General features: G+C 60.4%; 24 protein-coding genes and 1 pseudogene. 11 read left to right on the top strand and 14 right to left on the bottom strand.

Annotated features, from left to right (window positions below; translation table 11 throughout):
• Window positions 1–68: 68 nt before the first annotated feature.
• From A3C3_RS0126875 to A3C3_RS0126865, 3 genes are all read right to left on the bottom strand, one after another.
• The gene (locus A3C3_RS0126875; protein ID WP_022717671.1) at window positions 69–1187 is read right to left on the bottom strand and encodes an RHE_PE00001 family protein; all 1119 of its coding nucleotides are present in this window, start codon (window positions 1185–1187) and stop codon (window positions 69–71) included.
• A 76-nt stretch (window positions 1188–1263) separates the two neighbouring features.
• Window positions 1264–1977, bottom strand: a complete 714-nt coding sequence (gene hutC, locus A3C3_RS0126870) for a histidine utilization transcriptional repressor HutC (RefSeq protein ID WP_022717670.1) — start codon at window positions 1975–1977, stop codon at window positions 1264–1266.
• Between the two features lie 56 nt (window positions 1978–2033).
• On the bottom strand, window positions 2034–3380 hold the full coding sequence (locus A3C3_RS0126865) for a formimidoylglutamate deiminase (protein ID WP_028740036.1): 1347 nt from the start codon (window positions 3378–3380) through the stop codon (window positions 2034–2036).
• A 119-nt stretch (window positions 3381–3499) separates the two neighbouring features.
• Between A3C3_RS0126865 and hutI the strand changes: the two genes are divergently transcribed.
• The 5 genes and pseudogenes from hutI to A3C3_RS47315 all read left to right on the top strand — a co-directional run.
• A complete protein-coding gene (gene hutI / locus A3C3_RS0126860) occupies window positions 3500–4750 on the top strand; it encodes an imidazolonepropionase (RefSeq protein WP_022717668.1) in 1251 nt (416 codons plus the stop codon).
• Entirely contained in the window at window positions 4747–6282 is a 1536-nt protein-coding gene (gene hutH / locus A3C3_RS0126855; RefSeq protein WP_022717667.1) for a histidine ammonia-lyase, read from the top strand. The genes hutI and hutH overlap by 4 nt, the downstream gene beginning before the upstream one ends.
• 1 nt (window position 6283) lies before the next feature.
• On the top strand, window positions 6284–7957 hold the full coding sequence (gene hutU, locus A3C3_RS0126850; protein ID WP_022717666.1) for a urocanate hydratase: 1674 nt from the start codon (window positions 6284–6286) through the stop codon (window positions 7955–7957).
• 3 nt (window positions 7958–7960) lie between these two features.
• Window positions 7961–8536 (top strand): HutD/Ves family protein, encoded by a 576-nt coding sequence (locus A3C3_RS0126845; protein ID WP_022717665.1) that lies wholly within the window; start codon window positions 7961–7963, stop codon window positions 8534–8536.
• An 82-nt stretch (window positions 8537–8618) separates the two neighbouring features.
• A pseudogene (locus A3C3_RS47315) lies at window positions 8619–8791 on the top strand (TIM barrel protein); the annotation flags it as partial.
• 33 nt (window positions 8792–8824) lie between these two features.
• On the opposite strand, the gene cobM reads toward A3C3_RS47315, so the two are convergent.
• Window positions 8825–9583, bottom strand: a complete 759-nt coding sequence (gene cobM / locus A3C3_RS0126840; RefSeq protein ID WP_028740035.1) for a precorrin-4 C(11)-methyltransferase — start codon at window positions 9581–9583, stop codon at window positions 8825–8827.
• A gap of 2 nt (window positions 9584–9585) precedes the next feature.
• A complete protein-coding gene (locus A3C3_RS0126835; RefSeq protein ID WP_022717663.1) occupies window positions 9586–10818 on the bottom strand; it encodes a bifunctional cobalt-precorrin-7 (C(5))-methyltransferase/cobalt-precorrin-6B (C(15))-methyltransferase in 1233 nt (410 codons plus the stop codon).
• On the opposite strand from A3C3_RS0126835, the gene A3C3_RS0126830 reads away from it, so the two are divergent.
• The gene (locus tag A3C3_RS0126830; protein WP_022717662.1) at window positions 10817–11587 is read left to right on the top strand and encodes a cobalt-precorrin-6A reductase; all 771 of its coding nucleotides are present in this window, start codon (window positions 10817–10819) and stop codon (window positions 11585–11587) included. The genes A3C3_RS0126835 and A3C3_RS0126830 overlap by 2 nt on opposite strands.
• On the opposite strand, the gene A3C3_RS0126825 is transcribed toward A3C3_RS0126830, so the two are convergent.
• The 6 genes from A3C3_RS0126825 to A3C3_RS0126800 form a co-directional block, all read right to left on the bottom strand.
• On the bottom strand, window positions 11551–12315 hold the full coding sequence (locus A3C3_RS0126825) for a precorrin-3B C(17)-methyltransferase (RefSeq protein ID WP_022717661.1): 765 nt from the start codon (window positions 12313–12315) through the stop codon (window positions 11551–11553). The two genes, A3C3_RS0126830 and A3C3_RS0126825, sit on opposite strands and share 37 nt — an antisense overlap.
• On the bottom strand, window positions 12312–13043 hold the full coding sequence (locus A3C3_RS0126820; RefSeq protein ID WP_022717660.1) for a precorrin-2 C(20)-methyltransferase: 732 nt from the start codon (window positions 13041–13043) through the stop codon (window positions 12312–12314). Before A3C3_RS0126820 ends, A3C3_RS0126825 begins: the two co-directional genes overlap by 4 nt.
• Window positions 13040–13672 carry a precorrin-8X methylmutase gene (locus tag A3C3_RS0126815; protein WP_022717659.1) on the bottom strand — a complete coding sequence of 211 codons (633 nt, stop codon included), beginning with the start codon at window positions 13670–13672 and terminating at the stop codon, window positions 13040–13042. The genes A3C3_RS0126820 and A3C3_RS0126815 overlap by 4 nt, the downstream gene beginning before the upstream one ends.
• A gap of 2 nt (window positions 13673–13674) precedes the next feature.
• A complete protein-coding gene (gene cobG / locus A3C3_RS0126810; protein WP_233450588.1) occupies window positions 13675–15009 on the bottom strand; it encodes a precorrin-3B synthase in 1335 nt (444 codons plus the stop codon).
• A gap of 101 nt (window positions 15010–15110) precedes the next feature.
• The gene (gene cobF, locus A3C3_RS0126805; RefSeq protein WP_022717657.1) at window positions 15111–15869 is read right to left on the bottom strand and encodes a precorrin-6A synthase (deacetylating); all 759 of its coding nucleotides are present in this window, start codon (window positions 15867–15869) and stop codon (window positions 15111–15113) included.
• 25 nt (window positions 15870–15894) lie between these two features.
• Complete coding sequence (locus A3C3_RS0126800) at window positions 15895–16374, bottom strand: DUF2938 domain-containing protein (RefSeq protein ID WP_022717656.1); 480 nt, start codon at window positions 16372–16374, stop codon at window positions 15895–15897.
• 162 nt (window positions 16375–16536) lie between these two features.
• Between A3C3_RS0126800 and A3C3_RS0126795 the strand changes: the two genes are divergently transcribed.
• The 3 genes from A3C3_RS0126795 (at window position 16537) to A3C3_RS0126780 (ending at window position 18845) form a co-directional block, all read left to right on the top strand.
• A complete protein-coding gene (locus tag A3C3_RS0126795) occupies window positions 16537–17469 on the top strand; it encodes a dihydrodipicolinate synthase family protein (RefSeq protein ID WP_022717655.1) in 933 nt (310 codons plus the stop codon).
• Between the two features lie 314 nt (window positions 17470–17783).
• A complete protein-coding gene (locus A3C3_RS0126785; RefSeq protein WP_022717653.1) occupies window positions 17784–18089 on the top strand; it encodes a hypothetical protein in 306 nt (101 codons plus the stop codon).
• A 141-nt stretch (window positions 18090–18230) separates the two neighbouring features.
• Window positions 18231–18845 (top strand): TerC family protein, encoded by a 615-nt coding sequence (locus A3C3_RS0126780; protein ID WP_028740033.1) that lies wholly within the window; start codon window positions 18231–18233, stop codon window positions 18843–18845.
• Between the two features lies 1 nt (window position 18846).
• Here the strand turns inward: A3C3_RS0126780 and A3C3_RS0126775 are convergent, their stop codons facing one another.
• Together A3C3_RS0126775 and A3C3_RS0126770 are read right to left on the bottom strand one after the other, a co-directional pair.
• Window positions 18847–19173, bottom strand: coding sequence for a hypothetical protein (locus tag A3C3_RS0126775; protein WP_145611627.1), 327 nt, complete (start codon window positions 19171–19173; stop codon window positions 18847–18849).
• 188 nt (window positions 19174–19361) lie between these two features.
• Complete coding sequence (locus A3C3_RS0126770; protein WP_022717651.1) at window positions 19362–20195, bottom strand: amidohydrolase family protein; 834 nt, start codon at window positions 20193–20195, stop codon at window positions 19362–19364.
• Window positions 20196–20354: 159 nt separating this feature from the next.
• On the opposite strand from A3C3_RS0126770, the gene A3C3_RS0126765 reads away from it, so the two are divergent.
• A complete protein-coding gene (locus tag A3C3_RS0126765) occupies window positions 20355–20813 on the top strand; it encodes a YbaK/EbsC family protein (protein WP_028740032.1) in 459 nt (152 codons plus the stop codon).
• A gap of 85 nt (window positions 20814–20898) precedes the next feature.
• A complete protein-coding gene (locus tag A3C3_RS0126760) occupies window positions 20899–21912 on the top strand; it encodes a Tim44 domain-containing protein (protein ID WP_022717649.1) in 1014 nt (337 codons plus the stop codon).
• A 4-nt stretch (window positions 21913–21916) separates the two neighbouring features.
• On the opposite strand, the gene A3C3_RS0126755 is transcribed toward A3C3_RS0126760, so the two are convergent.
• Window positions 21917–23194, bottom strand: coding sequence for an L-fuconate dehydratase (locus A3C3_RS0126755; RefSeq protein ID WP_022717648.1), 1278 nt, complete (start codon window positions 23192–23194; stop codon window positions 21917–21919).
• Between the last annotated feature and the right edge of the window lie 12 nt (window positions 23195–23206).

Genomic DNA, 23206 nt, shown 5'->3' with positions numbered 1-23206 from the left:
GATGGCGGGCCGGGCGTTCACTGAAAAAAGACGGCCGGGCCTCATGCTCGGCCGTCTTCATTTTTGTCTCAGATGATACCCCAGGCGCGGTAGCGTCCGCGGCCGGTGATTTCGCGGATGCCGATCTCGTTGAGGAGATTGAGTGCGCCCCGGCTCGTCACCCGCAACTGACGGGCAACCATCGTCGAGGAGACCATGGGCCGCGAAAGGACGAATTCCGCAAGCTGCGGCAGGCTGCTGTTCGAGCGGCGATCCCTGAACCGCAGTTCCATCTGGGTGCGGGCAAGGGATAACCGATCCATATCCTTAAGGCCGGCCGCCGCACTCTCACGCATTGCCTCCAGGAAGGCGAGCAGCCGCGTCGCCCGATCGCGCGAGCGGCGGCGCTCATGGCGGATTACCTTCAATCCGGCATAGAATGAAAAGAGATGAGAGGCGACCTTGCCACGCGATCGTAGATAGCTCGAAACCAGAAGGCCGCCCAGCCAGTGCTGCCGCCGAAGCGGTTCGGTTCTCTCCCAGGCCTCAAAAAGGACGGCTGCGCCTAAGGCGGAAGGCAACTCCTCGGCGAGTGGAATAACCGCACGCCAATCGGATAGACGCTGGGCCTCGTCCCATTCCTCGTCGCCGAACAGGCCAAGCGGATCGGCAGGCGTCTCCTTCGGCCTTTCTTCCACCTTAGAACCTCTGCCGAGATGAGTGTCGAGCAATCGCTGAGAGCGCGCCAGTACGGCGTCGATCTCGGCAAGTTCCATCGACAGCAGCGCTTCGCCTTCGTCCTTTTCTTCGTCAGGCGACGCTAGCGTGCTCCTTACCTCGGGTGCCCGCCCGGCATCCTCCAAACCGGCGCCGGCAAGTACATTCAATCCGGCGCCACTCAGCGCCCAGATGGGGTCGGCCGTCCAGATGCGACGCCGTGCGCGCAGCACGGCATGGGCAATCGTCAGCTCGTGGCTCGGTGTCCGGCTGTCCATATGCGCGTCGTGCAGCACCAGGTCTTCGACATGCACGAGTTCTCCAGCAACCCAGAGCGCGCTTGCAGCGTCGAAAAAGTGGCCGCGCTCGGCAAAACCAGCGCCGACCGGCGAACGGGCCACCCTCTCATCCAGCCTGGCCAGCATATCCTCCGCCAGCGCGAATGCGGGCAGCAGGCTCTTCAGCAGGGTATTGTCGATTTCGTAGCGCATCTTATCGGCCGGAAGTCATCTTGATGTTTACTTCCGCTATTTGCGGGCTGATTCGCAATAGACCTGCTGCGATTTCTCAGGAGGCCGGGCTGAAACGGGCAACGAGCGCATGGCGGTCGCCGGGATAGGTAAAGCGCACATGCGTCACAGGCCCGGCACTGCTCCAGGTGCGGCGCTCGATAACGAGGCAGGCCGCAGAACGGGGGATGTCAAGCGCTGCGGCTTCCTCAGCACCAGCCGCAAACGCGTAAATCTTGTGCTCCGCCTTGCTCCACGGTACTTGCTTTAGAAGCCAGGGGCCAGGCGCGATTGCGCCGAAGTTGGCATCACCCGCTTCCGGAACGGTGCCAAGGTTGATCAGACGCTGTTCCAGGCAGAAGGGCCGGGTGCCCGCAAAATGGACGCAAACGACCTCTTTAACGAGACCGCCGGCCGGAAGATCGAGTTTGTCATCCGCCTTTGTTTTGCGGCTCGCGTTCTTTGTGACCGAATAGGCGTACGGTAAATTCAGCGATTGAACTTCTGCTTTGATGTCGCGGATTTCCAGCACAGCGGACTGCGCCTGCGGCTGGGTGACGAAGCTGCCGGATTTCTTGCGGCGCTCGATCAACCCGGCCTTGGCCAGCTGCGTCAGCACTTTGTTGACAGTCATTCGTGAGCAATCGTATTGCGCAGCGAGATCGACCTCGAAGGGGATGCGATAACCCGGCGGCCACCCGCCCGAAACGATGCGACCTTCGATCTCGCTCAAGATGCGCTGATGCAGGGTCGCATCCTTGTTGTCGTTCATCATTCTCTCCGCTTCGCGCCATCTGCTCTATTGCGAATGCAGCAGCAAGGAAAGACTTAGGCGGCAAGCATTTCGGCCATCGCAGCGAGGAAACGTCGACTGATCGCCTCGCGCTGGCGATGACGGCCGGCTTCGACCTGTTTGCGGCCAAGGGCCCAGAGGCAATCGACAGCGACGCTGCCGGCGAATATCCAGTGGTCGAGGATTTGATCATGGGCGAGATAAGGCACCGTGCTGCAGTCAAGCGCGACGATATCCGCATAATTGCCTTCGGCGAGGCCCGCAGCAGCACCGAGCGCGGTACCACCACCTAAAAGCGCGTGATCGAACAGCGAGCGGCCCGTCGAGCCGCGGGTTTCTGCAATCACGTTGCGGGCCCTAAGCGCCAGGCGCTCGGAATATTCGAGCTGGCGAAGCTCCCCGGGAAGCGTAATCTGCACATTCGAGTCCGACCCAATGCCATAACGCCCGCCCTCTTCGAGAAAGATCGGCGCTGGAAAAACCCCGTCGCCGAGATTGGCTTCAGTGATGGGGCAGAGACCGGCCACCGATCCGCTTTTTGCCATACGCCGCGTTTCATCCTCGGTCATGTGGGTAGCATGGATGAGGCACCAGCGGTGGTCGACGGGCGCATGCTCAAGGAGCCACTCGATGGGTCTTGCGCCTGACCAGGCGATGCAATCGTCCACTTCCTTGACCTGTTCGGCGACGTGGATATGGACCGGACCGCCTTCTGCAAGCGGCAAAAGCTTTGCCAACTCATCAGGCGTGACGGCGCGAAGGCTGTGTGGCGCAATCCCAATCTTTGCGCCTTCCAGCTTGCGGGTGATCGTGTGTGCCCGCTCCATCAGTTTGCCGAAGCTCTCAAGCGAGTTGATGAAGCGCCGCTGGCCTTCGAGGGGAGCAGCACCACCGAAGCTCGAATGCGCGTAAAAGACCGGCAGCAATGTCAGGCCGATACCGACCGTCTCGCTCGCCGCGCCGATGCGTTCGGCCAACTCCGCAATATTGGCATAAGGACTGCCGTCCTTGTCATGATGCAGATAGTGGAATTCGCCGACACGCGAGAAACCGGCTTCAAGCATTTCCATGTAAAGCTGTGCGGCGACGGCCTGGACATGCTCCGGCGTCATCGAATGCGCGAACCTGTACATCACCGTCCGCCAACTCCAGAAGCTGTCGCTTGCAGGACCACGGACTTCAGCAAGGCCGGCCATGGCGCGCTGGAAGGCATGGCTGTGCAGGTTGGGCATCGCAGGAACAAGGAGGTTGTGGCACTCGTCGCTCGCCTCGGCCTTCGCGCCGACCTCAATCTTCGCGATAAGGCTGCCATCAATTGTGAGACGCACGTCGCTTTGCCACCCCTTAGGCAGGAGCGCAGTCGCCGCATGAAGTGTCGTCATCGCCTTTTCCCTTCCTGTCGGCCTTCCATCTTTCTTTTCCATGGAAACGCCCAAATTTCCACTTGTCACCCGATTATTATGTATATACATGTTTCGAGCGAAGGAAAGGCGTAAAGCTGATGAGCGGGAACAATCTTTTTACGCGGGAGCAGAGACCGAGCCTCTGGCGAAATGGCCGGCTCGCGACGCTCGATCCGGGTAAGCCGGGGCTGGGTATTGTTGAAAAAGGCGCGATCGTCACGGAAAACGGCCGAATCCGCTATGCCGGCCCGGAGGGCGAATTGCCGGTTTCCGTCATCGAACGTGCCGAAATCATCGACCTTGAGGGCCGCTGGGTGACGCCGGGGCTCGTCGATTGCCACACCCACATCGTTCATGGCGGCAACCGGGCGCGCGAATTCGAAATGCGCCTTGACGGCGCGACCTATGAAGAGATTGCCCGCGCTGGCGGTGGCATCGTCTCCTCGGTCAAGGCGACGAATGCGCTTTCTGTCGAAGGCCTCGTGCAAGCTTCCCTGCCCCGCCTCGATACATTGCTTTGCGAGGGGGTGACGACCATCGAGATCAAGTCGGGCTACGGTCTCAGCATCGCTGGCGAAGTGAAGATGCTGGAGGCTGCCCGTGTTCTCGGCAGTATGCGTCCGGTGCGCGTCAAGACGAGCTATCTCGGCGCCCATGCGACACCCGCCGAATACAAGGACCGCAATAGCGACTATATAACCGAAATCGTGCTGCCCGGGCTCGAAGAGGCACACGGCAAAGGCCTTGTCGATGCCGTCGATGGGTTCTGCGAAGGCATCGCCTTCTCAACGGACGAGATCGGCCTTGTCTTTGATCGCGCCGAGGCGCTTGGCCTTCCGGTGAAGCTGCATGCCGAGCAGTTGTCCAATCTCGGTGGAGCTGCACTTGCCGCTGAGTATGGTGCGCTTTCGGCGGATCATCTCGAATATCTCGACGATGACGGCGTGGTCGCCATGGCGGCAGCCGGAACCGTCGCGGTACTGCTGCCCGGCGCATTCTATTCCATCAACGAAAAACAGAAACCACCCGTCAAGGCGCTGCGCGCCGCCGGTGTTCCGATCGCGGTCGCGACGGATTGCAACCCAGGCACATCGCCTCTCACCTCCCTGCTTTTGACGATGAATATGTCGGCGACGCTCTTCGGTCTGACGGTTGAGGAGTGTATTGCAGGGGCCACACGTGAAGGGGCTCGCGCACTCGGCCTTATTGCCGAAACGGGAACAATACAGGCCGAAAAATCCGCCGATCTTGCCATCTGGGAGATCGAGAGCCCGGCCGAACTTGTCTATCGTATCGGCTTCAACCCGCTCTTTGCGCGTGTCTTCAAGGGCGAAAGGATCGACCGTTGACCATCATTCTCCACCCAGGCTCCGTTTCGCTGAAACAGCTGGAAAAAATTTACTGGACCGGCGAACCGGCAGAACTCGATCCCGCATTTGATGCCGGCATAAGGAAGGCGGCGGCGCGCATAGCCGAGATCGCCGCCGGCAATGCGCCCGTCTACGGCATCAATACCGGCTTCGGAAAACTCGCTTCGATTAAGATCGACAGTGCCGATGTCGCCACACTTCAGCGCAATCTCATCCTCTCGCATTGCTGTGGGGTGGGCGCGCCGCTGCCCGAAAATATCGTGCGCCTCGTCATGGCGCTGAAGCTCGTGTCGCTCGGCCGCGGCGCCTCCGGCGTGCGACTGGAGCTGGTGCGGCTGATCGAAGCAATGCTCGACAAGGGCGTCATACCGGTCATTCCGGAAAAAGGTTCCGTCGGCGCCTCGGGCGATCTTGCGCCGCTTGCGCATCTGGCGGCCGTAATGATGGGAGAGGCCGAAGCCTACTTCAAAGGCGAGCGGCTTCCAGGCGCGGAAGCGTTGAACAGGGCCGGCCTTACGCCGGTCGTTCTCGCCGCTAAAGAAGGCCTTGCGCTGATCAACGGCACGCAGACCTCAACCGCGCTTACACTTGCCGGCCTATTCCGTGCGCATCGTGCCGCCCATGCGGCCCTGATCACCGGCGCCATGTCCACCGATGCGGCCATGGGCTCTTCGGCACCGTTCCATCCGGATATCCACACGCTTCGCGGTCATCGCGGCCAGATCGATACGGCCGCGGCTTTGCGGGCGCTGCTTGAAGGCTCCGTTATCCGTGAAAGTCATATAGAGGGCGACGAGCGCGTGCAGGATCCCTATTGCATTCGTTGTCAGCCGCAAGTCGATGGCGCCTGCCTCGATCTTCTCCGGTCGGTCGCACGCACCCTCGAAATCGAAGCCAATGCAGTGACCGATAATCCGTTGGTGCTTTCCGACAACTCCGTCGTTTCCGGCGGTAACTTCCATGCGGAGCCGATCGCCTTCGCCGCCGATCAGATCGCGCTTGCGGTCTGCGAGGTCGGTGCAATTTCGCAGCGCCGAATCGCGCTGCTCGTCGATCCGGCTCTGTCTTACGGGCTTCCAGCCTTCCTCGCCAAGAAGCCAGGGCTCAATTCCGGTCTGATGATTGCGGAGGTGACCTCTGCCGCGCTGATGTCCGAAAACAAGCAGATGTCGCATCCAGCTTCCGTCGACTCGACGCCGACTTCGGCGAACCAGGAAGACCATGTTTCCATGGCCTGCCATGGTGCACGCCGGCTGTTGCAGATGACCGAAAACCTCTTCGGCATCGTCGGCATCGAGGCATTGACGGCCGCACAAGGCGTAGAATTGCGCACACCGCTTGCGACCAGCCATGAACTGCAAAAGGCGATCGCTGCCATCCGCAATGTGGTGCCGACGCTGGAGGTCGATCGCTACATGGCAGGCGACCTGCAAGCCGTCAGCGAACTTGTTGCAACCGGCGTATTGAACGCGTCGGTTTCCGAAAACATCCTTCCGTCCCTGGAGATCTGAGATGAGCAATCCCCGTCACAACATCCGCGAAATCCGGGCACCTCGCGGACCGGAGCTCAATGCCAAGAGCTGGATGACCGAAGCGCCGCTTCGCATGCTGATGAACAATCTAGATCCAGATGTGGCGGAAAATCCGAACGAACTCGTCGTCTATGGCGGCATCGGCCGTGCAGCCCGCACCTGGGAGGATTTCGACCGCATCGTCGCGACGTTGAAGACGCTTACCGAAGACGAGACGCTTCTGGTGCAGTCCGGCAAGCCGGTCGGCGTCTTCCGCACACACAAGGATGCACCGCGCGTCCTGATCGCCAATTCCAACCTCGTGCCGCACTGGGCGACTTGGGACCACTTCAACGAGCTCGATAAGAAGGGCTTGGCGATGTATGGTCAGATGACGGCAGGCTCATGGATCTATATCGGCACACAAGGCATCGTCCAGGGGACTTATGAAACCTTTGTCGAGGCGGGCCGGCAGCATTATGGCGGCAACCTCAAGGGCAAATGGATTTTGACCGGTGGCCTTGGCGGCATGGGTGGTGCGCAGCCGCTCGCTGCCGTCATGGCAGGTGCCTGCTGCCTTGCCGTCGAGTGCAATCCGGACTCGATCGATTTCCGCTTGCGTACTCGATATCTCGATGCCAGGGCCGAAACGCTGGACGAAGCCCTCGAGATGATCGGCGGCTGGACCAAGGCAGGCGAAGCCAAATCGGTCGGTCTTCTCGGCAACGCCGCCGAAATCCTGCCTGAAATGGTCCGCCGCGGCATCCGCCCGGATATTGTCACCGACCAAACGTCAGCGCACGACCCGATCAACGGCTATCTACCGAAAGGATGGACGATCGCGCAATGGAAAGCGATGCGCGAAAGCGATCCGAAGGCTGTCGAAAGAGCGGCTCGCGCCTCTATGCGCGAGCATGTCGAAGCGATGATCGCATTCTGGGATGCAGGTATTCCGACGCTCGATTACGGCAACAATATCCGGCAGGTTGCTCAAGATGAGGGTCTCGAAAACGCCTTCGCTTTTCCTGGCTTTGTGCCTGCCTATATCCGCCCGCTCTTTTGCCGCGGCATCGGCCCCTTTCGCTGGGCAGCACTGTCGGGCGATCCGCAGGATATCTACAGGACCGACGCCAAGGTGAAGGAATTGCTGCCAGACAACAAGCACCTGCACAACTGGCTGGACATGGCCCGCGCGCGTATCGCCTTCCAGGGTCTGCCGGCGCGCATCTGCTGGGTCGGCCTTGGCGACCGCCATCGTCTCGGCCTTGCCTTCAACGAGATGGTCAAAAGCGGAGAGTTGAAGGCGCCGATCGTGATCGGCCGCGACCACCTCGATTCCGGCTCGGTTGCATCACCGAACCGCGAGACGGAAGCGATGAAGGATGGTTCTGATGCCGTCTCCGACTGGCCGCTGTTGAACGCTCTTTTGAACACCGCCTCCGGCGCAACCTGGGTTTCGCTCCATCACGGCGGCGGCGTCGGCATGGGCTATTCGCAACATTCAGGCATGGTCATCTGCTGCGATGGCACCGACGATGCGGCGCGCCGCATCGAACGCGTGCTTTGGAACGACCCGGCAACCGGCGTCATGCGCCATGCCGACGCGGGCTACGATATCGCGCTTGATTGCGCCAAGGAGAAGGGGCTAAGGCTGCCGGGGATCTTGGGGGATTGAACCATGCAGATCCTTCGCGCGGCCAATCACCGGCGCATGCCGTGGAAGAACGGCGGCGGCGAGACAGTGGAGGTGGCCGTTTCGCCCGAAGGTGCAACCCTCGGCGATTTCGACTGGCGGATCAGCATGGCCACGGTTGCTTTCGATGGACCGTTTTCGATCTTTCCCGGCATCGACCGCACACTTTCAATCCTGTCCGGCAGTGGCATGACGCTGGAGATCGACGGGCATGAGCCTGTGGACTTGGCGCAGCAGAGCCCGCCATTTGCTTTTGCAGCCGACATTGCCGTGACGGCACAGCTTATGGCGGGGCCGATCACCGACCTCAATGTCATGACGCGGCGCGACGCCTTTATGCATAAGGTCGAGAGGCTGCATATCGAGCGGAGTTGGAGCGGCTCTCTACCGGCCGCAATATCGCTTGTCCTGTGTCACGAAGGCGAAGCATCATTCGAGTTGGCCGAAGAAAACGGCATGATTTATGCCGGCGACGTATTGATGATCGAGGCTCATTGCCGCGCCGCTTTGACACTTGCTGGTGCCGCCACCTGCTATTTGATCAGCATCACAGCCATCTGAAACCACGACGATCTCCTCGCATTTTGTATAGACAAATGCGCCAGCTTTCGAGGTGGTCGAGACACTCACAGCCGCAAGGCTCATGCGCGGTCCGCACCGTCTTCTCGTCGACGCCTCCGACCGCATGCCGGGCAGATGCGCGCGCTTGCAGGCAGACGACAAAAGGTTCCCTTCTCCTTCGAGCGTTTCGCAGCCGAAGTGCATGGTCCGACAGAACCTGCTGCCTTGAAGGCGAGCATGGACTATCTGTCGGCTGGAGCGTGGATGGCGAGCCGGCGTTCCGGCTCGCTATTGCCTGCCCCTGAACCGCCGCTGGTAGGCGGCGTCGTAAAGGGCGCTTTCGCGAAAATCGCGGGCAGCAAGCGTTCGACCGACGAAGATGATCGCCGTGCGCTCGATCGGTTCGAGGGCGACCCTCGCCTCGATGTCAGCAAGCGTGCCATGCAGGACGCGCTCGTCCGGCCAGGAGGCTTTGACGACGATCGCAACAGGACAATCAGCGCCATAAAGCGGTGTCAGTTCTTGAACGACCTGGCTGAGTGCATGAATTGCCAGATGGATTGCAAGCGTCGAACCCGTCGCGCCAAACCTGGCAAGCGTTTCCTCATTCGGCATCGGCGAAGCGCGGCCCGAGACGCGGGTCAGCACCAGGCTCTGGGCAACGGCCGGAATTGTCAGTTCCCGGCCAAGTGCGGAGGCCGCAGCCGCAAAGGCCGGAACGCCCGGTGTCATCGTGTAGGCGATGCCATGCTTGTCAAGGCGCCGAACCTGCTCAGCAACAGCGCTCCAGACGGAAAGATCGCCGGAGTGCAGACGAGCCACATCCTCTCCTGCGTTGGCCGCACGCAGATATTCCGCCTCGATCTCATCGAGCGACATCGGCGCGGTATCGATGATGCGCGCATCCGGCGGGCAGTATTTGAGAAGTTCCGGGGATACGATCGATCCGGCATAAAGGCATACCTGGCATCTGCCGATGAGGTCGCGGCCGCGAACGGTGATGAGATCGGCTGCACCTGGGCCTGCTCCGATGAAGTGAACCGTCATTTTTAGTCCTTGATCCAGCGCCATTGCACCACGGGCATTGCCGGGCGCCAGCCGCTCATCGCGCCGAGGGGGCTGGCTCGCGAAATCTCGATCCTTGTCAGAAAGCCGCCGCGCCTGGCTTGTTCGGCGAGCAGCACGGCCTCCATTTCCAGTGTCACTGCGTTGGCGACAAGGCGCCCGCCGCTTTTGAGCGAGACGATTGCGGCATCCATGACGCCCGGCTCGCTGCCGCCTCCGCCGACAAATATGGCGTCAGGTTCCGGCAATCCGCTGAAAGCCGCAGGGGCTGTTCCCTCGACAACGGCAAGGCCCGGCACGCCCAGCGCAGAAGCATTGCGCGCAATCCGGCTGACGCGATCTGGCGATTGCTCGATGGCGACCGTCTTTAGTGATGGGTCGCAGAGCATCCACTCGATGCCGATCGAACCCGAGCCGGCCCCGATATCCCACAGCAGTTCCCCATGGCGCGGCGCAAGTGCCGATAGCGTCAGAGCGCGGATTTCACGCTTGGTGATCTGCCCGTCATGTTCAAAAAGTTCGTCGTCCAGGCCGGTGGCAAAAGGCAGGACGCGAGCTTCTATTCCTGCCTTGACCTCGACGGCGCAGACATTGAGAGGGTCGATATCTCTAAACTGGAAGTCTTCTGCAGACGTGCTGAGGATCCGCTCGCGTGCGCCGCCGAGCGCCTCCAGAACAGTTATGCGGGAATGGCCGAAGCCGCTGTTTGACAAAAGCACAGCCAGATCCCCGGGCCCCTTCCCGTCGGAAGTCAGCGCAATAATGCGCCGTCCGGAATGCAGATGCGGGCGAATGAGATGGATGGAACGGCCATGAAGCGAAAGGCAGGCGGTTTCCTGCAAGGGCCAGCCGAGACGGGACGCGGCCATGCTGAAGGCCGACGGAGCTGGAATGGTGCGCATCTCCTCGGCATTCACGTGCCGAGAGAGTGTCGCGCCGACACCAAATAGAAATGGGTCGCCGGAAGCGAGTACGACGACCGGTGTGCCTCGCCGCCTAAGGATCGCGTCGATCGACTTCTCAAAGGGGCTTTGCCAGACGAGCCGCTCGCCCGCAATCAGATTATCCATCAGCGCATGGTGCCGTTCGCCGCCGAAGACGGCGGGTGCGGCCAGGATCAGCCGCTTGGCGTGATCGCCAAGTCCTTCTGGACCATCCTCGCCGATACCGATAATGGTTAGCCAGGGTTTCGGGGTGTGGCTAGGCATATCAGACATGGCAAAAATCCGCGTGCTGATACTGGGCGGAACGAGCGAAGCGCGTGCTTTGGCGCAGATGCTCTCCAAGAAGGCCGGTTTTGACATCCTGCTGTCTTTGGCGGGCCGCACAGAAAAACCGTCCATCCAGCCTGTTCCCGTTCGCACTGGTGGTTTCGGCGGAGCGGAGAGCCTTGCTTCTTTCCTGCGCGACGGAGGATTTGACCTTCTCGTCGATGCGACACATCCCTTTGCCGCCCGCATCTCCGCCAATGCCTTCGCCGCAGCACGACTTTCCGGAATTGCGGCCCTTGCCCTTCGCCGGCCCGAATGGATCGAGCGGCCGGGCGACAGATGGACCGCGAGCAGAAACATCCCGCTGGCAATCGCCGCGCTTGGGCCTGCCGCCCGCCGCGTCTTCCTGGCGATCGGGCGTCAGGAGGCGCACTGTGCCGAGGCGGCGGCACATCATTTCTATCTTGTTCGCAGCGTCGACCCCGTCACCCCGCCGCTCAATATTGCGAACGTCGAATATATTCTCGATCGCGGCCCCTTCGATGTGGATGGCGAGGCCGCGCTTCTTGCCTCTCACCGCATCGATGCGATCGTTGCCAAAAATAGCGGCGGCTGGGCGACCTACGCGAAAATCGAGGCGGCTCGCCACCTCGGCATTGAAGTCTTCATGATCGCCCGTGCGCCCGCGCCTGCCATGAGAGCGGTGGAAACCGTCGAGGAAGCGCTCGGCGCGATCGGTCACTTGTTTCCTCCCGCCATGGAACGGGGGGTATAGACGAGTTCGGGCCTGCCGCCGCCCGAAATAATCCGTGTTTCCGGCGACCCGATGATGATGCAGGTCGCCATATCCGCAACGGAAGCGTGGGCGTCACCGAGCGGCTGAATGATGATCCGCTCATCGGGACGTCCGGCGGCGCGGCCGAAGATCACCGGTGTCTGCCGCGGCAGATGTGCGCGCAGCAGTTCAAAGGCCTTGCCGAGCTGCCAGGGCCGCGCTTTGCTGATTGGATTGTAAAGGGCAATCACGAAGCCCGCCTTTGCAGCCAACGTCAGGCGCTTTTCGATGATCTCCCAGGATTTGAGGTTATCCGAAAGCGAGATCGCGCAGAAATCGTGGCCGAGCGGGGCGCCGACACGCGCTGCAACCGCAAGCATTGCGGTAATGCCCGGAACGACCACCAGCTCGACGGAACGCCACTCCGCCGGACCTGTGTCGATCGCCTCGCAGACTGCCGCGGCCATGGCGAAAACACCGGGATCGCCGCCGGAGACGATACAGACCTTGCGGCCGCCTGCCGCCATCGTCAAAGCATCCCCTGCGCGCCTCATCTCCTCGCGATTGTCGGAGGGATGACGGTTTTGATGGGCGCCGAGTTGCAGCCGGTCGAGATAGGGACCATAGCCGAAGAAATCGGTCGATGCCGAAACAGCTGAATGCGCTTCCGGCGTCATCTGCTCTGGGTTGCCAGGACCGGTGCCAATGACAAACAGGATTCCACTCATCGGTTTGCCTCCCAGCCTGGTACCAGCACCAGCGAGAAATACGGCGCGTCACCCTCGGGCCGTTCCGCAAGCTTCACCATGGCGGCATTCGCCATCGTCCCACGCTCGACATAGACGGCTTGACCGAGACGCCCTGCCGCTTCAAGAGCGCGGCGGATCTTCGGAAGATTGCGGCCGACCTTCATAATGACGGCTGCCTGGGTATCGCCAAGCCGCCGCGTCAGTTCCGCTTCCGCCATGGTGCCCGGCAGCACGGAAAGCACATCGTCACCTTGGACGATCGGCATGCCGGCAAGCGACCAGCAACCGGACATGGCGCTGATGCCCGGGATCACCTCGGTCGGATAGCGATCGGCGAGGCGCACATGCAAGTGCATATAAGATCCGTAGAACATCGGATCGCCTTCGCTGAGGACCGCAACGGTTTTTCCGGCATCGAGGTAGGCTGCGACCATGCCTGCAGAATCATCGTAAAAGGCGGTGATCTGGCTTTGATAGAGCGCTTCGCTCTTTTCGATTTCAGTGGTAACCGGATAATAGAGCGGCAGCAGTTCTGTCTCCGGACTGATCAGGTGCTGGACGACCCCCCGGCCGTTGCCGGCCCTGCCCTGTTTGGCGAAATAGGCAATGACGTCAGCAGCTTCAATCGCCTTCTTTGCCTTGATGGTCAGCAGATCCGGGTCGCCTGGACCCGTGCCGACGCCGATCAGACGGCTGGGTCTGCTCATAGTCCCGACCTCGCCAGCGCGTTGATTGCGGCCGCCGTCATCGCACTGCCGCCCAGGCGGCCACGAACGATCGCAAAGGGCACGCCATAAGAATTTTCCGCCAACGCGTCCTTGGATTCTGCCGCACCGACGAAGCCGACCGGCATACCGATGATGGCAGCCGGCTTCGGTGCACCGCCGCGCAGCAGTTCAAGAAGGTGGAAGAGTGCGGTTGGAGCATTGCCTATCGCGACAACGCTGCCGGCCAGACGATCGACCCAAAGGTCGATGGCCGCCGCCGAACGTGTGTTGCCGCTTGCTGCTGCCATTTCCGGGGTGCGCGGGTCGCGCAGAGTGCAGATCACGTCGTTCTTTTCTGGCAGCCTGGCGCGTGTGATGCCATGAGCCACCATTTCCGCGTCGCAGAAAATCGGTGCGCCTTTTTTGAGCGCGCCGCGCGCTGCAGAGACGAAATGTGGCGAGAAGTCGAAATGTGTGGCGGCTTCGACCAGCCCGCAGGCATGGATCATGCGCACGGCAATCTCGGCCTCTTCCGGCGAAAAGCGCGAGAGGTCCGCTTCGCCGCGGATAATCGCAAAGGAGCGCTCGTAGATCGCCTCGCCGCTGCGGATATAGTCGTAATCTGGCATACCTATTCCTGTTTCAGCGCCTTCACGATCGTCTGGGGGCCGAGCCGCGTCAGGCAGGCAGCAGCCGATTCATCAGCGCTCTTGTTCTTCCCGACAAGCCGGGCGAGCTTCTCTATAGCGAAATCGATCTCGCCGCCAGCAATCGTTGCATCGGGGCTGTCGCCTGCATATCCGCTCAACACAATACCATAACCGCTCGCCATTCCAGTCAGCGCCAGCGCCGGTCGCGGATGGGCGCATCCCTTGGAACAACCCGAGAGATGAAACGTCAGCGATCCATCGAAAAGAACCGGTGAATGCCGCAGTAAATGCTGTGCCCGCATCCTCGTTTCATAAAAGCCCGAGGCGCAGGCGCCTGCCCCGGCGCAAGCGGCAATATTTGCAGATGGATCATTTGGATCGGAGCTAAAGCCATACCTCTTTGCAGCTGTCTGCAACGCCTTTGCCTCCTCTGTGCTGCAGCCCGTCACGAAGAACTGGCGGCCCGGGGCCAGGCGAATTTGCGCTGCACCGAGGCGCTCGGTTTCTCCCAGAAATCTTGACAGGTCGTTTGCCTTCATCTGGCCGAAACGCGGTCTGAGGCCAAGAACCGTGCTGTGATCGGAAAGCTGATGAAGGCCGGGCCTCGGCATTTCCGAATGTGGCCCTGTGGCAAAGTGCGCTTCCATTGCTGGAAATACGTCGCGCAATGCAAGCGGTCCAATGTCGCGCGTTCGAGAATTCTTGCCAATTTCCATGAGCATCGCTAGCAATTGCCCGACCGCCCGGGCGGCGTCATCCGCTGAACCGATACAAACCGGTTTTGCCGTTTTTGCATCGCCGTTTATCGCGACCAGCCATCGGCCTTCGTCCAGAGCGGCAACGCGGATATCGGCCGAAAGACCGGATAGACCGAAACGTCCTCCACCGTCGACGATGATGGAGAGCTTTGGGGCCAAAAGTGGTGAAGACAGCGCGATCTTGAGCTCATCTCGCAACCGGGCTTCGATCGCGGCGGCACTTCCTATCTCACCCGGATCGATGCCATGCAGCGGCGATAGCTCGATCGGCGGACCCGCCGGAACAAGGATCCCAGCCGCATCAACATCAGTGGCGAGCCGCCCGACAGTTTCCGGCCGCAGGCCGCGGACTTGCAGACTTCCCCGCGCAGAAATTTCCAGAACGCCATTGCCGTATGCCGTTGCGGAGGCTGCAAGCATATTCAATTGCGAAGGCGTTAGCGCGCCGCCGGCCGGCCGCAACCGTACGAGAAGGCCGTCGCCGGTCGCCATGGGCGCAGCAAGTGTCGGACAGGCGCCTCGGCGCAAACCTGGTGCACCAATGGCGCGCCCTTCCATGTCGATCTCTCTTTCGCCGGCAAGGCCCATGGCTCGTCCTTTCATCCATGCCTTTACGGGGCGGCACCCTTGCGGCAAAGCGGCCGGACCAATCCTCTGGACTAATCCTGAAAGTCGCGACCTTTGCGCAGCAGGTAGATATCCATGATCCAACCGTGCCGTTCGCGCGCTTGGGCCCGGGTCCTTACGATGTCATCGGCGACGTCGCCGAGCCGCCCGGCACGGATGATTTCGTCCTGCGTGCCAAGATAGGCTCCCCAGAAGATCTCCGTATCCGGGTCGTCGATCTTCGTAAACGCCTGGATGCCGTCGAGCATTACAACCGTACTTTCCGTCTTAAGCCCCTCTTCGGCAAGCCTTCGGCCGGTCGTAATCTCCACCGGCTTGCCGACGAGACTGACAGGGATGCGGTGGCTGGCTGCAAGCGCCTGGATGCTGGTAATGCCCGGGATGACGGTGAGATCGAATGCCACGTTATCCCGCACCCGTTCCAGGATGCGCAACGTGCTGTCGTAAAGGCTCGGATCGCCCCATACGAGGAAAGCAGCCGTGCCGTTTTCAGGCAACTCGCTGATCAGCTGACGATAGGTGGCAGCAATCGCGGCGTGCCATTCATCGACGCTTTGGCCATAGCTGCGCTCCTTCGTCTCACGAAGAGGCACCGCAAATTCGATGATCTTGCCATCCGCCTGCTTGAGATACCGCTCACAGATTTCGCGGCGGACATCTGCAAGCTCTTCTTTCTGTGCACCCTTTGTGGGAATGAAGAGTAAATCTGCGCCATTCATGGCGTTGATCGCCTGAATGGTCATGTGCTCCGGGTTTCCGGTGCCAATGCCGATCGCGTAAATATGCTTCACTGTGCCTCCTTGCGGTCTTGCGCCGTTAGGCGATCAAAAGCGCGGTGCCGTAGAGCCCAATGGCAAAGACGGTATGGGCGATCAGATTGAGCGCGCGCACCTTGTTCGGGTTCGGTGTCTTCGACGCGGCCCAGCCGATGCCAAGCCCGGGCTGCAGCAGGAACCAGCCGGCCCCGACCGTGACAATACCAAGGATCCAGGCAGGGAGGAATGTCGGCGCTGCCAGCCAGGATGACCCCGTGATAGCCGCAAGAGCAAGGCCATAGATGATGCCGGTCGCATAATGGCCGATCCACCCCAGTGCCAGCTCGTGCCTATATGGCTCTGCATTGGCGATACTGTCGTGAAATACCTTGCCGCGCCCGAGGTGCCAGAACCACCGTCCGACAGGCGCCCAGTTGGCAGGCGCCTGACCGAGGGCATGGAAAAGGACGATTGCCCAAATATCCATGAGGATCGTCGCACCGATCCCCATTGCAATGCCGCGCCATAAAATATCGAACATGAAGAAGATCCGGAGTCGTAAATTGCTGGACTGTCTTAAACACGCGCGGCAAGCCCTGCAACAGCGCTCTTACACTAACGTCGGATCCCTGCGCAAACGGCGCATTTCAATTGATCGGAACGATGACTACCCCTAAGTTCCGGCCAAAAGGGAGAGTGCGCAATGAAGCTCGATCACACAGCCAAGGGCGTCTATGCCATCGCCGCAACGCCTTTTCATCCGGACGGACGGCTGGATACGGTGTCGGTCGACCGGCTCACCGATTTCTATCTAGCGTGCGGCGTGAGCGGGCTCACCATTCTCGGCATCATGGGCGAAGCACCGAAGCTTGAGCCGGAGGAGGCGCTTACAATCACCCGGCAGGTCGTGAAGCGCGCCGGCGTTCCGGTGATCGTCGGTGTCTCGGCACCGGGCTTTGCGGCAATGCGCTCACTTGCGCGTGGCGCCATGGATATTGGTGCTCAGGGCGTCATGATCGCCCCACCGCCGTCTCTTCGGACGGACGATCAAATCATCGGCTACTATGCCCAGGCGGTCGAGGCGATCGGCGAGGATATTCCTTTCGTCATCCAGGATTATCCACTGACGCTGACCGTGGTGATGACGCCTGGCGTCATCCAGAAGATCGTCAACAATCACCCGTCCTGCGTGATGCTGAAGCACGAAGACTGGCCGGGGCTTGAGAAGATTTCCCGGTTGCGGGCAGCGCAAAAGGCGAGCGAGATGCGCGACATTTCGATCCTTTGTGGCAACGGCGGATTGTTTCTCGATTTCGAGATGGAGCGTGGCGCCGATGGCGCGATGACCGGTTATGCCTTCCCGGATATGCTGGTCGACGTCGTGAATTTCCAGCGGGCCGGAAACCGCGAGGCGGCACATGACCTCTTCGATGCGCATCTGCCGCTCGTTCGCTATGAGCAGCAGCAGGGCGTTGGCCTTGCCATACGCAAATATGTCCTCAAGAAGCGCGGCGCGATCGCCAGCGATTCCCAGCGCAAGCCCGCGGGAAGCATTTCGGAGAGGGCAAAGGCGGAGATCGATTACCTCCTTTCACGCGTTGCAAGATACGACAAGCGCGCAGCGTTCAGAACCTAGCCCGCCAACCTTCCATTCGGCGTTCTATGTTTCTCTATCGTTTGAGCGGATTGAATATGCTCAATCTGCAGTCATCAGTAATCTTGCTCGTTATTAAAGATGACTACGCATTGGCTGGCTTCGGCGATGGCGGCAATCATCATGTCGAGAGCGCTTCGTGATCGATTGGAAATTTTGCCATCCCGATATGTGTCGCGCCCAGATTCTGCCCTGCACTTTACCGCCGTCCCGTGCCCGCAGCGTCTTTGGTCAATCTGGCACAAGGATTGCGTCTTAATACCCATCGGAAGAATGGCGCGTGGGCAGGAGAAGATATGACGGTGTCAGTCACGGACATGATTGGTGCGACATGGCGTCTCGAAGATGCAATCCGGGAAGTGATCGCGGATCCGCAGGTTTTTTCCAATGAAACCAAACTTATGAAGGAAAAGGCTAAGGTTCTACCCCATCTTCTGGTACAGAGATACCCACATCTCTCGGATATCGAAAACGAACTGCGCGGCGTCTTCGAAACCTGCCGACTGGCGATTGACCACAAATCGATCAGTCCGGTCGTTGTAAAGGCAGCGATTGCCATTGCCGACGAATACCGGGAGATCATCATCAAGCTGAAGCACTAATTTGCTGGTACGCGCGCCCCTAAAAACTTGGGGACAGAGCGCTTCCCCGCGCCGCATTTGCTTGACCTTGCGTCATTCATGGTTGACGTGGCGTTCCGGGGACACTAGCACGCTTCTCGAAGGCATTCTGGGGACGTTTCCATGGAAATCTTTACTGCTGCGGGCCTGACTGCACTCCTGCAGGTCATCGCGATCGATCTTGTTCTTGCCGGCGACAACGCGGTCGTCATTGGTCTTGCTGCAGCCGGGCTTCCGGTCGCACAGCGCAAGAAGGCCATTCTGGTCGGCATTCTTGCCGCCACCGTTCTGCGTATTCTTTTTGCATCCGTGACAGTTCAGCTCTTGAGCATCGTCGGCTTGCTGCTCGCCGGTGGTCTGCTCCTGCTCTGGGTCTGCTGGAAGATGTGGCGCGAGCTTCGCTCCCAGCACGCAAACGGCGGGGAGATTGGTCTGGAAGGCGAAGCGTCCACCGGACCTAAGAAGACCTTCATGCAGGCTGCAACCCAGATCGTCGTCGCCGACGTGTCGATGTCGCTCGACAACGTGCTGGCCGTTGCCGGTGCCGCACGCGACCACCCGACCGTGCTTATCCTGGGTCTGGCGCTCTCGATCGCCATGATGGGTGTCGCGGCGAACATCATCGCCCGCCTGCTCAACCGCCATCGCTGGATCGCCTATGTCGGCCTGCTGATCATCCTTTATGTCTCCCTCGACATGATTCATCGTGGCGTCCTGGAAGTGTGGCCGCATCTCTAGCCTAAAAGAGCTGACGCAGTTGCCCTTTTAAGCGGATCGGCGAAAGCCGCTCCGCTTTTGCTTTTCCACAAACAGTGATGCCCATGGGTAGCGACTGCAGCGCGCCGTTCGCTTGACGCATTGTTGCTAGCACCAGACGGCTCACCCTGGTCGACAGGCGAAGGCGCGCGCGGCCGAACCACCAAGCGGCAAGATGGTCAACCATCGGCTCAGGAGGACTAGCGGCGCTGCCAGACCGCCCAATGCGGTCACTTCTGTCCATGCCTCGAACGGCCCTGCCCGCCTTGTCGATCCCGAAAGCCATCGTGAGAAGGATGTAGCCGCGCATGTCGCCTTGCGCGAGGACAATCGTTACGACGGCCATCGAAAGGCGCCGATGGCGATACCGGCGAGTAGCATGCGCTCCGGCGAAAATCGCGCGCGGTAAGCAATCCCGATCACGACAAGAAATGCCGCCGGCTAGCAATAGAAAACCGGGGGCAATAGCGCTGCGCGATTCGCTTCATGTCGGCCGTGTCAAAGCCCGTAAAATCGCTCGCCGTTTGATGCCCAGATCTTTTGCTGGTCGGCAGCAGGGAGGCTCTGCATGGCGTGGTCGAGCGTCGCGATCCAGCGGCTGTAATCCGCGACGAGATTGACGACCGGCCAGTCGCTGCCGAAGACGAGGCGATCGGGTCCGAAAATGTCGAACACCGTCTCGAGATAGGGTTGAAGCCGCTCCGGTGTCCAATCCGGCCCGTCCTCGGTCACAATACCGGAAATCTTGCAATGGACATGGTCGAGATCACGGAAGTGTTCCATGTCGCGCCGCCAGGGTTCAAAATTGCCGCTTCCGATTTCGGGCTTGGCCATGTGATCGACGATCACCGGCAGATCGGGATAGCGCTCGATGAACCTCACCGTGTTGAGGATATGCCGCGGCTTGATCAATGCGTCAAACCGCAATCCGTGGTCGAGCATGGCGCGGAAAGCAGGATCGAGTTCTTTCTTCAGGATCCAATCCTCTTCAGGCAGATCCTGAAGATAGGGACGGATGCCCTTCAGCTTCGCAAAGCGTGCCCAGCCGCCAAGGTCGTCGGCGGCCGTCGGCGCGAGAAGATCAAGCCAGGCAACAACGCCCTTGATGAAATCCCGCCCGTCGGCAAGGCCGAGAAGATAGCCGGTTTCATGAGCAGAAGACGCAGCCGAAACGACAACGACGCTCTCGACATTGTTCTTCTCCATCACCGGAACGGCATCGCGCGGCCCATAGTCACGATAGAGCACCTTGTCATCCGGCGACATCCAGAGCGAATAGTAAGGCTCCATCGCCAGCGTCCAGAAATGCATATGGCAATCAACGCGCCGCATCGCTCTCCTCCCTTAAACGTCTCTGGGCGCGACAAAGAAGGTCAGAAAACCGGCCGGATCGCAAGTGCATCCAGGTTCGAAATGCGATTGAAATTCCTCGAGCATCAGATACTTTCCAAGCTCATTCAAATCCCGATCATTGTGGTCCTGTATCCGCCCATGAGCTTTGAATCCGTCCGCGCATTTTTCAGCGCACATGCACCTGAGATTGAAATCATCGAAACCGCCGAAAGCTCTTCGACGGTGGCGCTTGCGGCCGAAGCGCACGGAGTCGAGCCGGGGCAGATCGCCAAAACGATCTGCCTCAGGGTCGGGGATGAGACGATGCTCGTTGTCGCAAGCGGCACGGCTCGTCTCGACAACCGGAAATTCAAGGATGCATTCGGCGGCAAGGGCCGCATGCTGGGACCGGAAGAAGTCCTGGAAGTTACCAGCCATCCGGTGGGCGGCGTCTGCCCCTTTGGATTGCCCGCCCCAATTCCAGTCTACTGCGATGTTTCATTGAGGCGTTTCGACGAAGTCGTGCCCGCCGCCGGTTCCACGCATTCGGCGGTCCGTATCGCGACGGAGCGGCTGGCCGAACTCACCAGTGCCAAATGGGTCGATGTCTGCCAATAAGTCGGGTCGGCGAACTTCAAATTGTCAGGAGAACACCTATATTAGCTCGCAAACATGCCATGGTTGTTGCATGACAGGAGATATGATGCAGAGTGCCGTTTCGCGTTTTGCCAAGATTGCGGCGATCGCCGTTCTGACGAGCGCTACCGTTTTTGCTGCCTATAGCGATGCCGAGGCGCGCCGCGCCGGAGGTTTTGGCGGGTTCGGCAGCCGCGGAACGCGCACCTTCCAGGCGCCGCCGGTCACACGAACCGCGCCTGCTCCCGCCGCGCCGATGGAACGTTCGATGACGCCGCGCCCACAGACGCCCGCCACCGCCCAACAGCCTGTCAACGCTCAACGTTCCGGCGGTCTCTTCGGCGGCTTTGGCCGTTCGATGATTGGCGGCCTGATCGCCGGCGGCCTGCTCGGCATGCTCCTCGGCCACGGTTTCGGCGGCGGCTTCGGGTTCCTCGGCATGCTGCTGCAGATTGCTCTGATCTTCGGCGCAGTCATGCTTGCCATGCGCTTCTTTGCCAATCGACGCCAGCCGTCCTACGGTGCGGCAGGCGGCCGGAGTGCCTCGTCCTACAGCAACATGTCGTCTAACAGCAATTCGTCGTTTAGCATTCCGGCGATCGGCTCAGGTGCTGCGGGCTACCAACAGCAACAGCAGCAGCGCAACGACAGACCAAGTGACGAAATCGGATTGGCGCAGGCCGATCTGGATCAGTTCGAGGAGTTGCTGACCAAGGTGCAGACCGCCTACGGCGCCGAGGACTACAATACGCTGCGCAAGCTCACAACGCCCGAAGCCATGTCCTATCTCGCCGAAGAACTCGGCGAAAATGCCACCAACGGCGTGCGCAACCGCGTCTCTGACGTCAAGCTGCTGCAGGGTGACATTGCCGAAGCCTGGCGCGAGGACGGTCAGGATTATGCAACGCTTGCAATGCGCTATTCATCGATCGACGCGATGGTCGATCGTGACAGCGGCCGCGTCGTTTCCGGTGACGATCGCCACCCCGGCGAAAGCACCGAAATATGGACCTTTGTACGCAGGACCGGCAGCGACTGGAAGCTCGCCGCCATTCAGAGCACAGAGCAGCGCGCTGCCTGAAATATCAGCCCTTGAAGGTGTAGTCGGTGATCGACTGCGCCTTCATTTCAATTGAAAAACCAGGCTTCGACGGCGGCATATAGGCCGCGTCCTTGATCACGCACGGGTCGAGGAAGTGTTCGTGCAAATGATCGACATATTCGATCACGCGGCCGTCCTTGCTACCGGACACGGCAACATAGTCGATCATTGACAGATGTTGCACATATTCGCAAAGCCCGACGCCGCCCGCATGCGGCCAGACCGGCAGACGGTATTTTGCGGCGATCAGCAGCACGGCCAGCACCTCGTTCAGGCCGCCCATGCGGCAGGAATCGATCTGCACGATGTCGATCGCGCCTTCGGCGATGAATTGCTTGAACATGATCCGGTTTTGGCACATCTCGCCGGTTGCAACCTTGACCGGTCGGATTGCCTCACGAATTTTCCGGTGTCCGGCCACGTCATCGGGACTTGTCGGCTCCTCGATGAAGTAGGGCTTGGCGAAGGCTAGTTCCTTCACCCATTCGATCGCCTGCTTGACCTCCCAGACCTGATTGGCATCGATCATCAGGTAACGATCCGGGCCAATCACCTCGCGGGCGATACGCAGACGGCGGATATCATCCTGGAGATCGCGGCCGACCTTCATCTTTACATGGTTGAAACCTGCGTCTATCGCTTCCTGGCAGAGACGGCGCAGCTTTGCATCCTCATATCCGAGCCAGCCGGCAGAGGTCGTGTAGCAGGCGTAACCTTCTTTCTCGAGCGTTGCGATCCGCTCATCCTTCCCCGCCTCGGCACGTTTCAGGATCGTGACCGCCTCGTCGCGCGTCAGCACGTCGGTGAGGTAGCGGTAGTCGACGATGTCTGCGATTTCCTCCGCCCCCATCTCCGCGACCAGCCGCCACACAGGCTTTCCCGCCTGCTTCGCGAGTAGATCCCAGACAGCGTTGACCACGGCCCCCGTCGCCAAATGGATGGCGCCCTTGTCCGGACCAATCCAGCGAAGCTGGCTGTCGCCTGTCAGATGCCGCCAGAATCCACCTGGATTGGCGAGAACCTCGCTAAGATCTGCGCCGACAACCAAATGCTCCATCGCCTTTATTGCCAGGCAGCAGACGTCGTTGCCGCGGCCGATCGTGAAGGTGAGCCCGTGGCCTGAAAGCCCCGGCTCGTCCGTATTCAGAATAACGTAGGCCGCCGAATAGTCCGGGTCCGGATTCATCGCATCGGAGCCGTCGAGGCTCTGCGAAGTGGGAAAGCGAAGATCAAAGACACGAAGGCCGGTAATGCCTGTCATGGGTTCCTCCCG

The organism is Rhizobium mongolense USDA 1844 (genome assembly GCF_000419765.1).
Lineage (GTDB): Bacteria > Pseudomonadota > Alphaproteobacteria > Rhizobiales > Rhizobiaceae > Rhizobium > Rhizobium mongolense.
The sequence above is the reverse complement of the archived record's forward strand: the minus strand, read 5'-3'. Positions and strand labels throughout refer to the sequence as shown.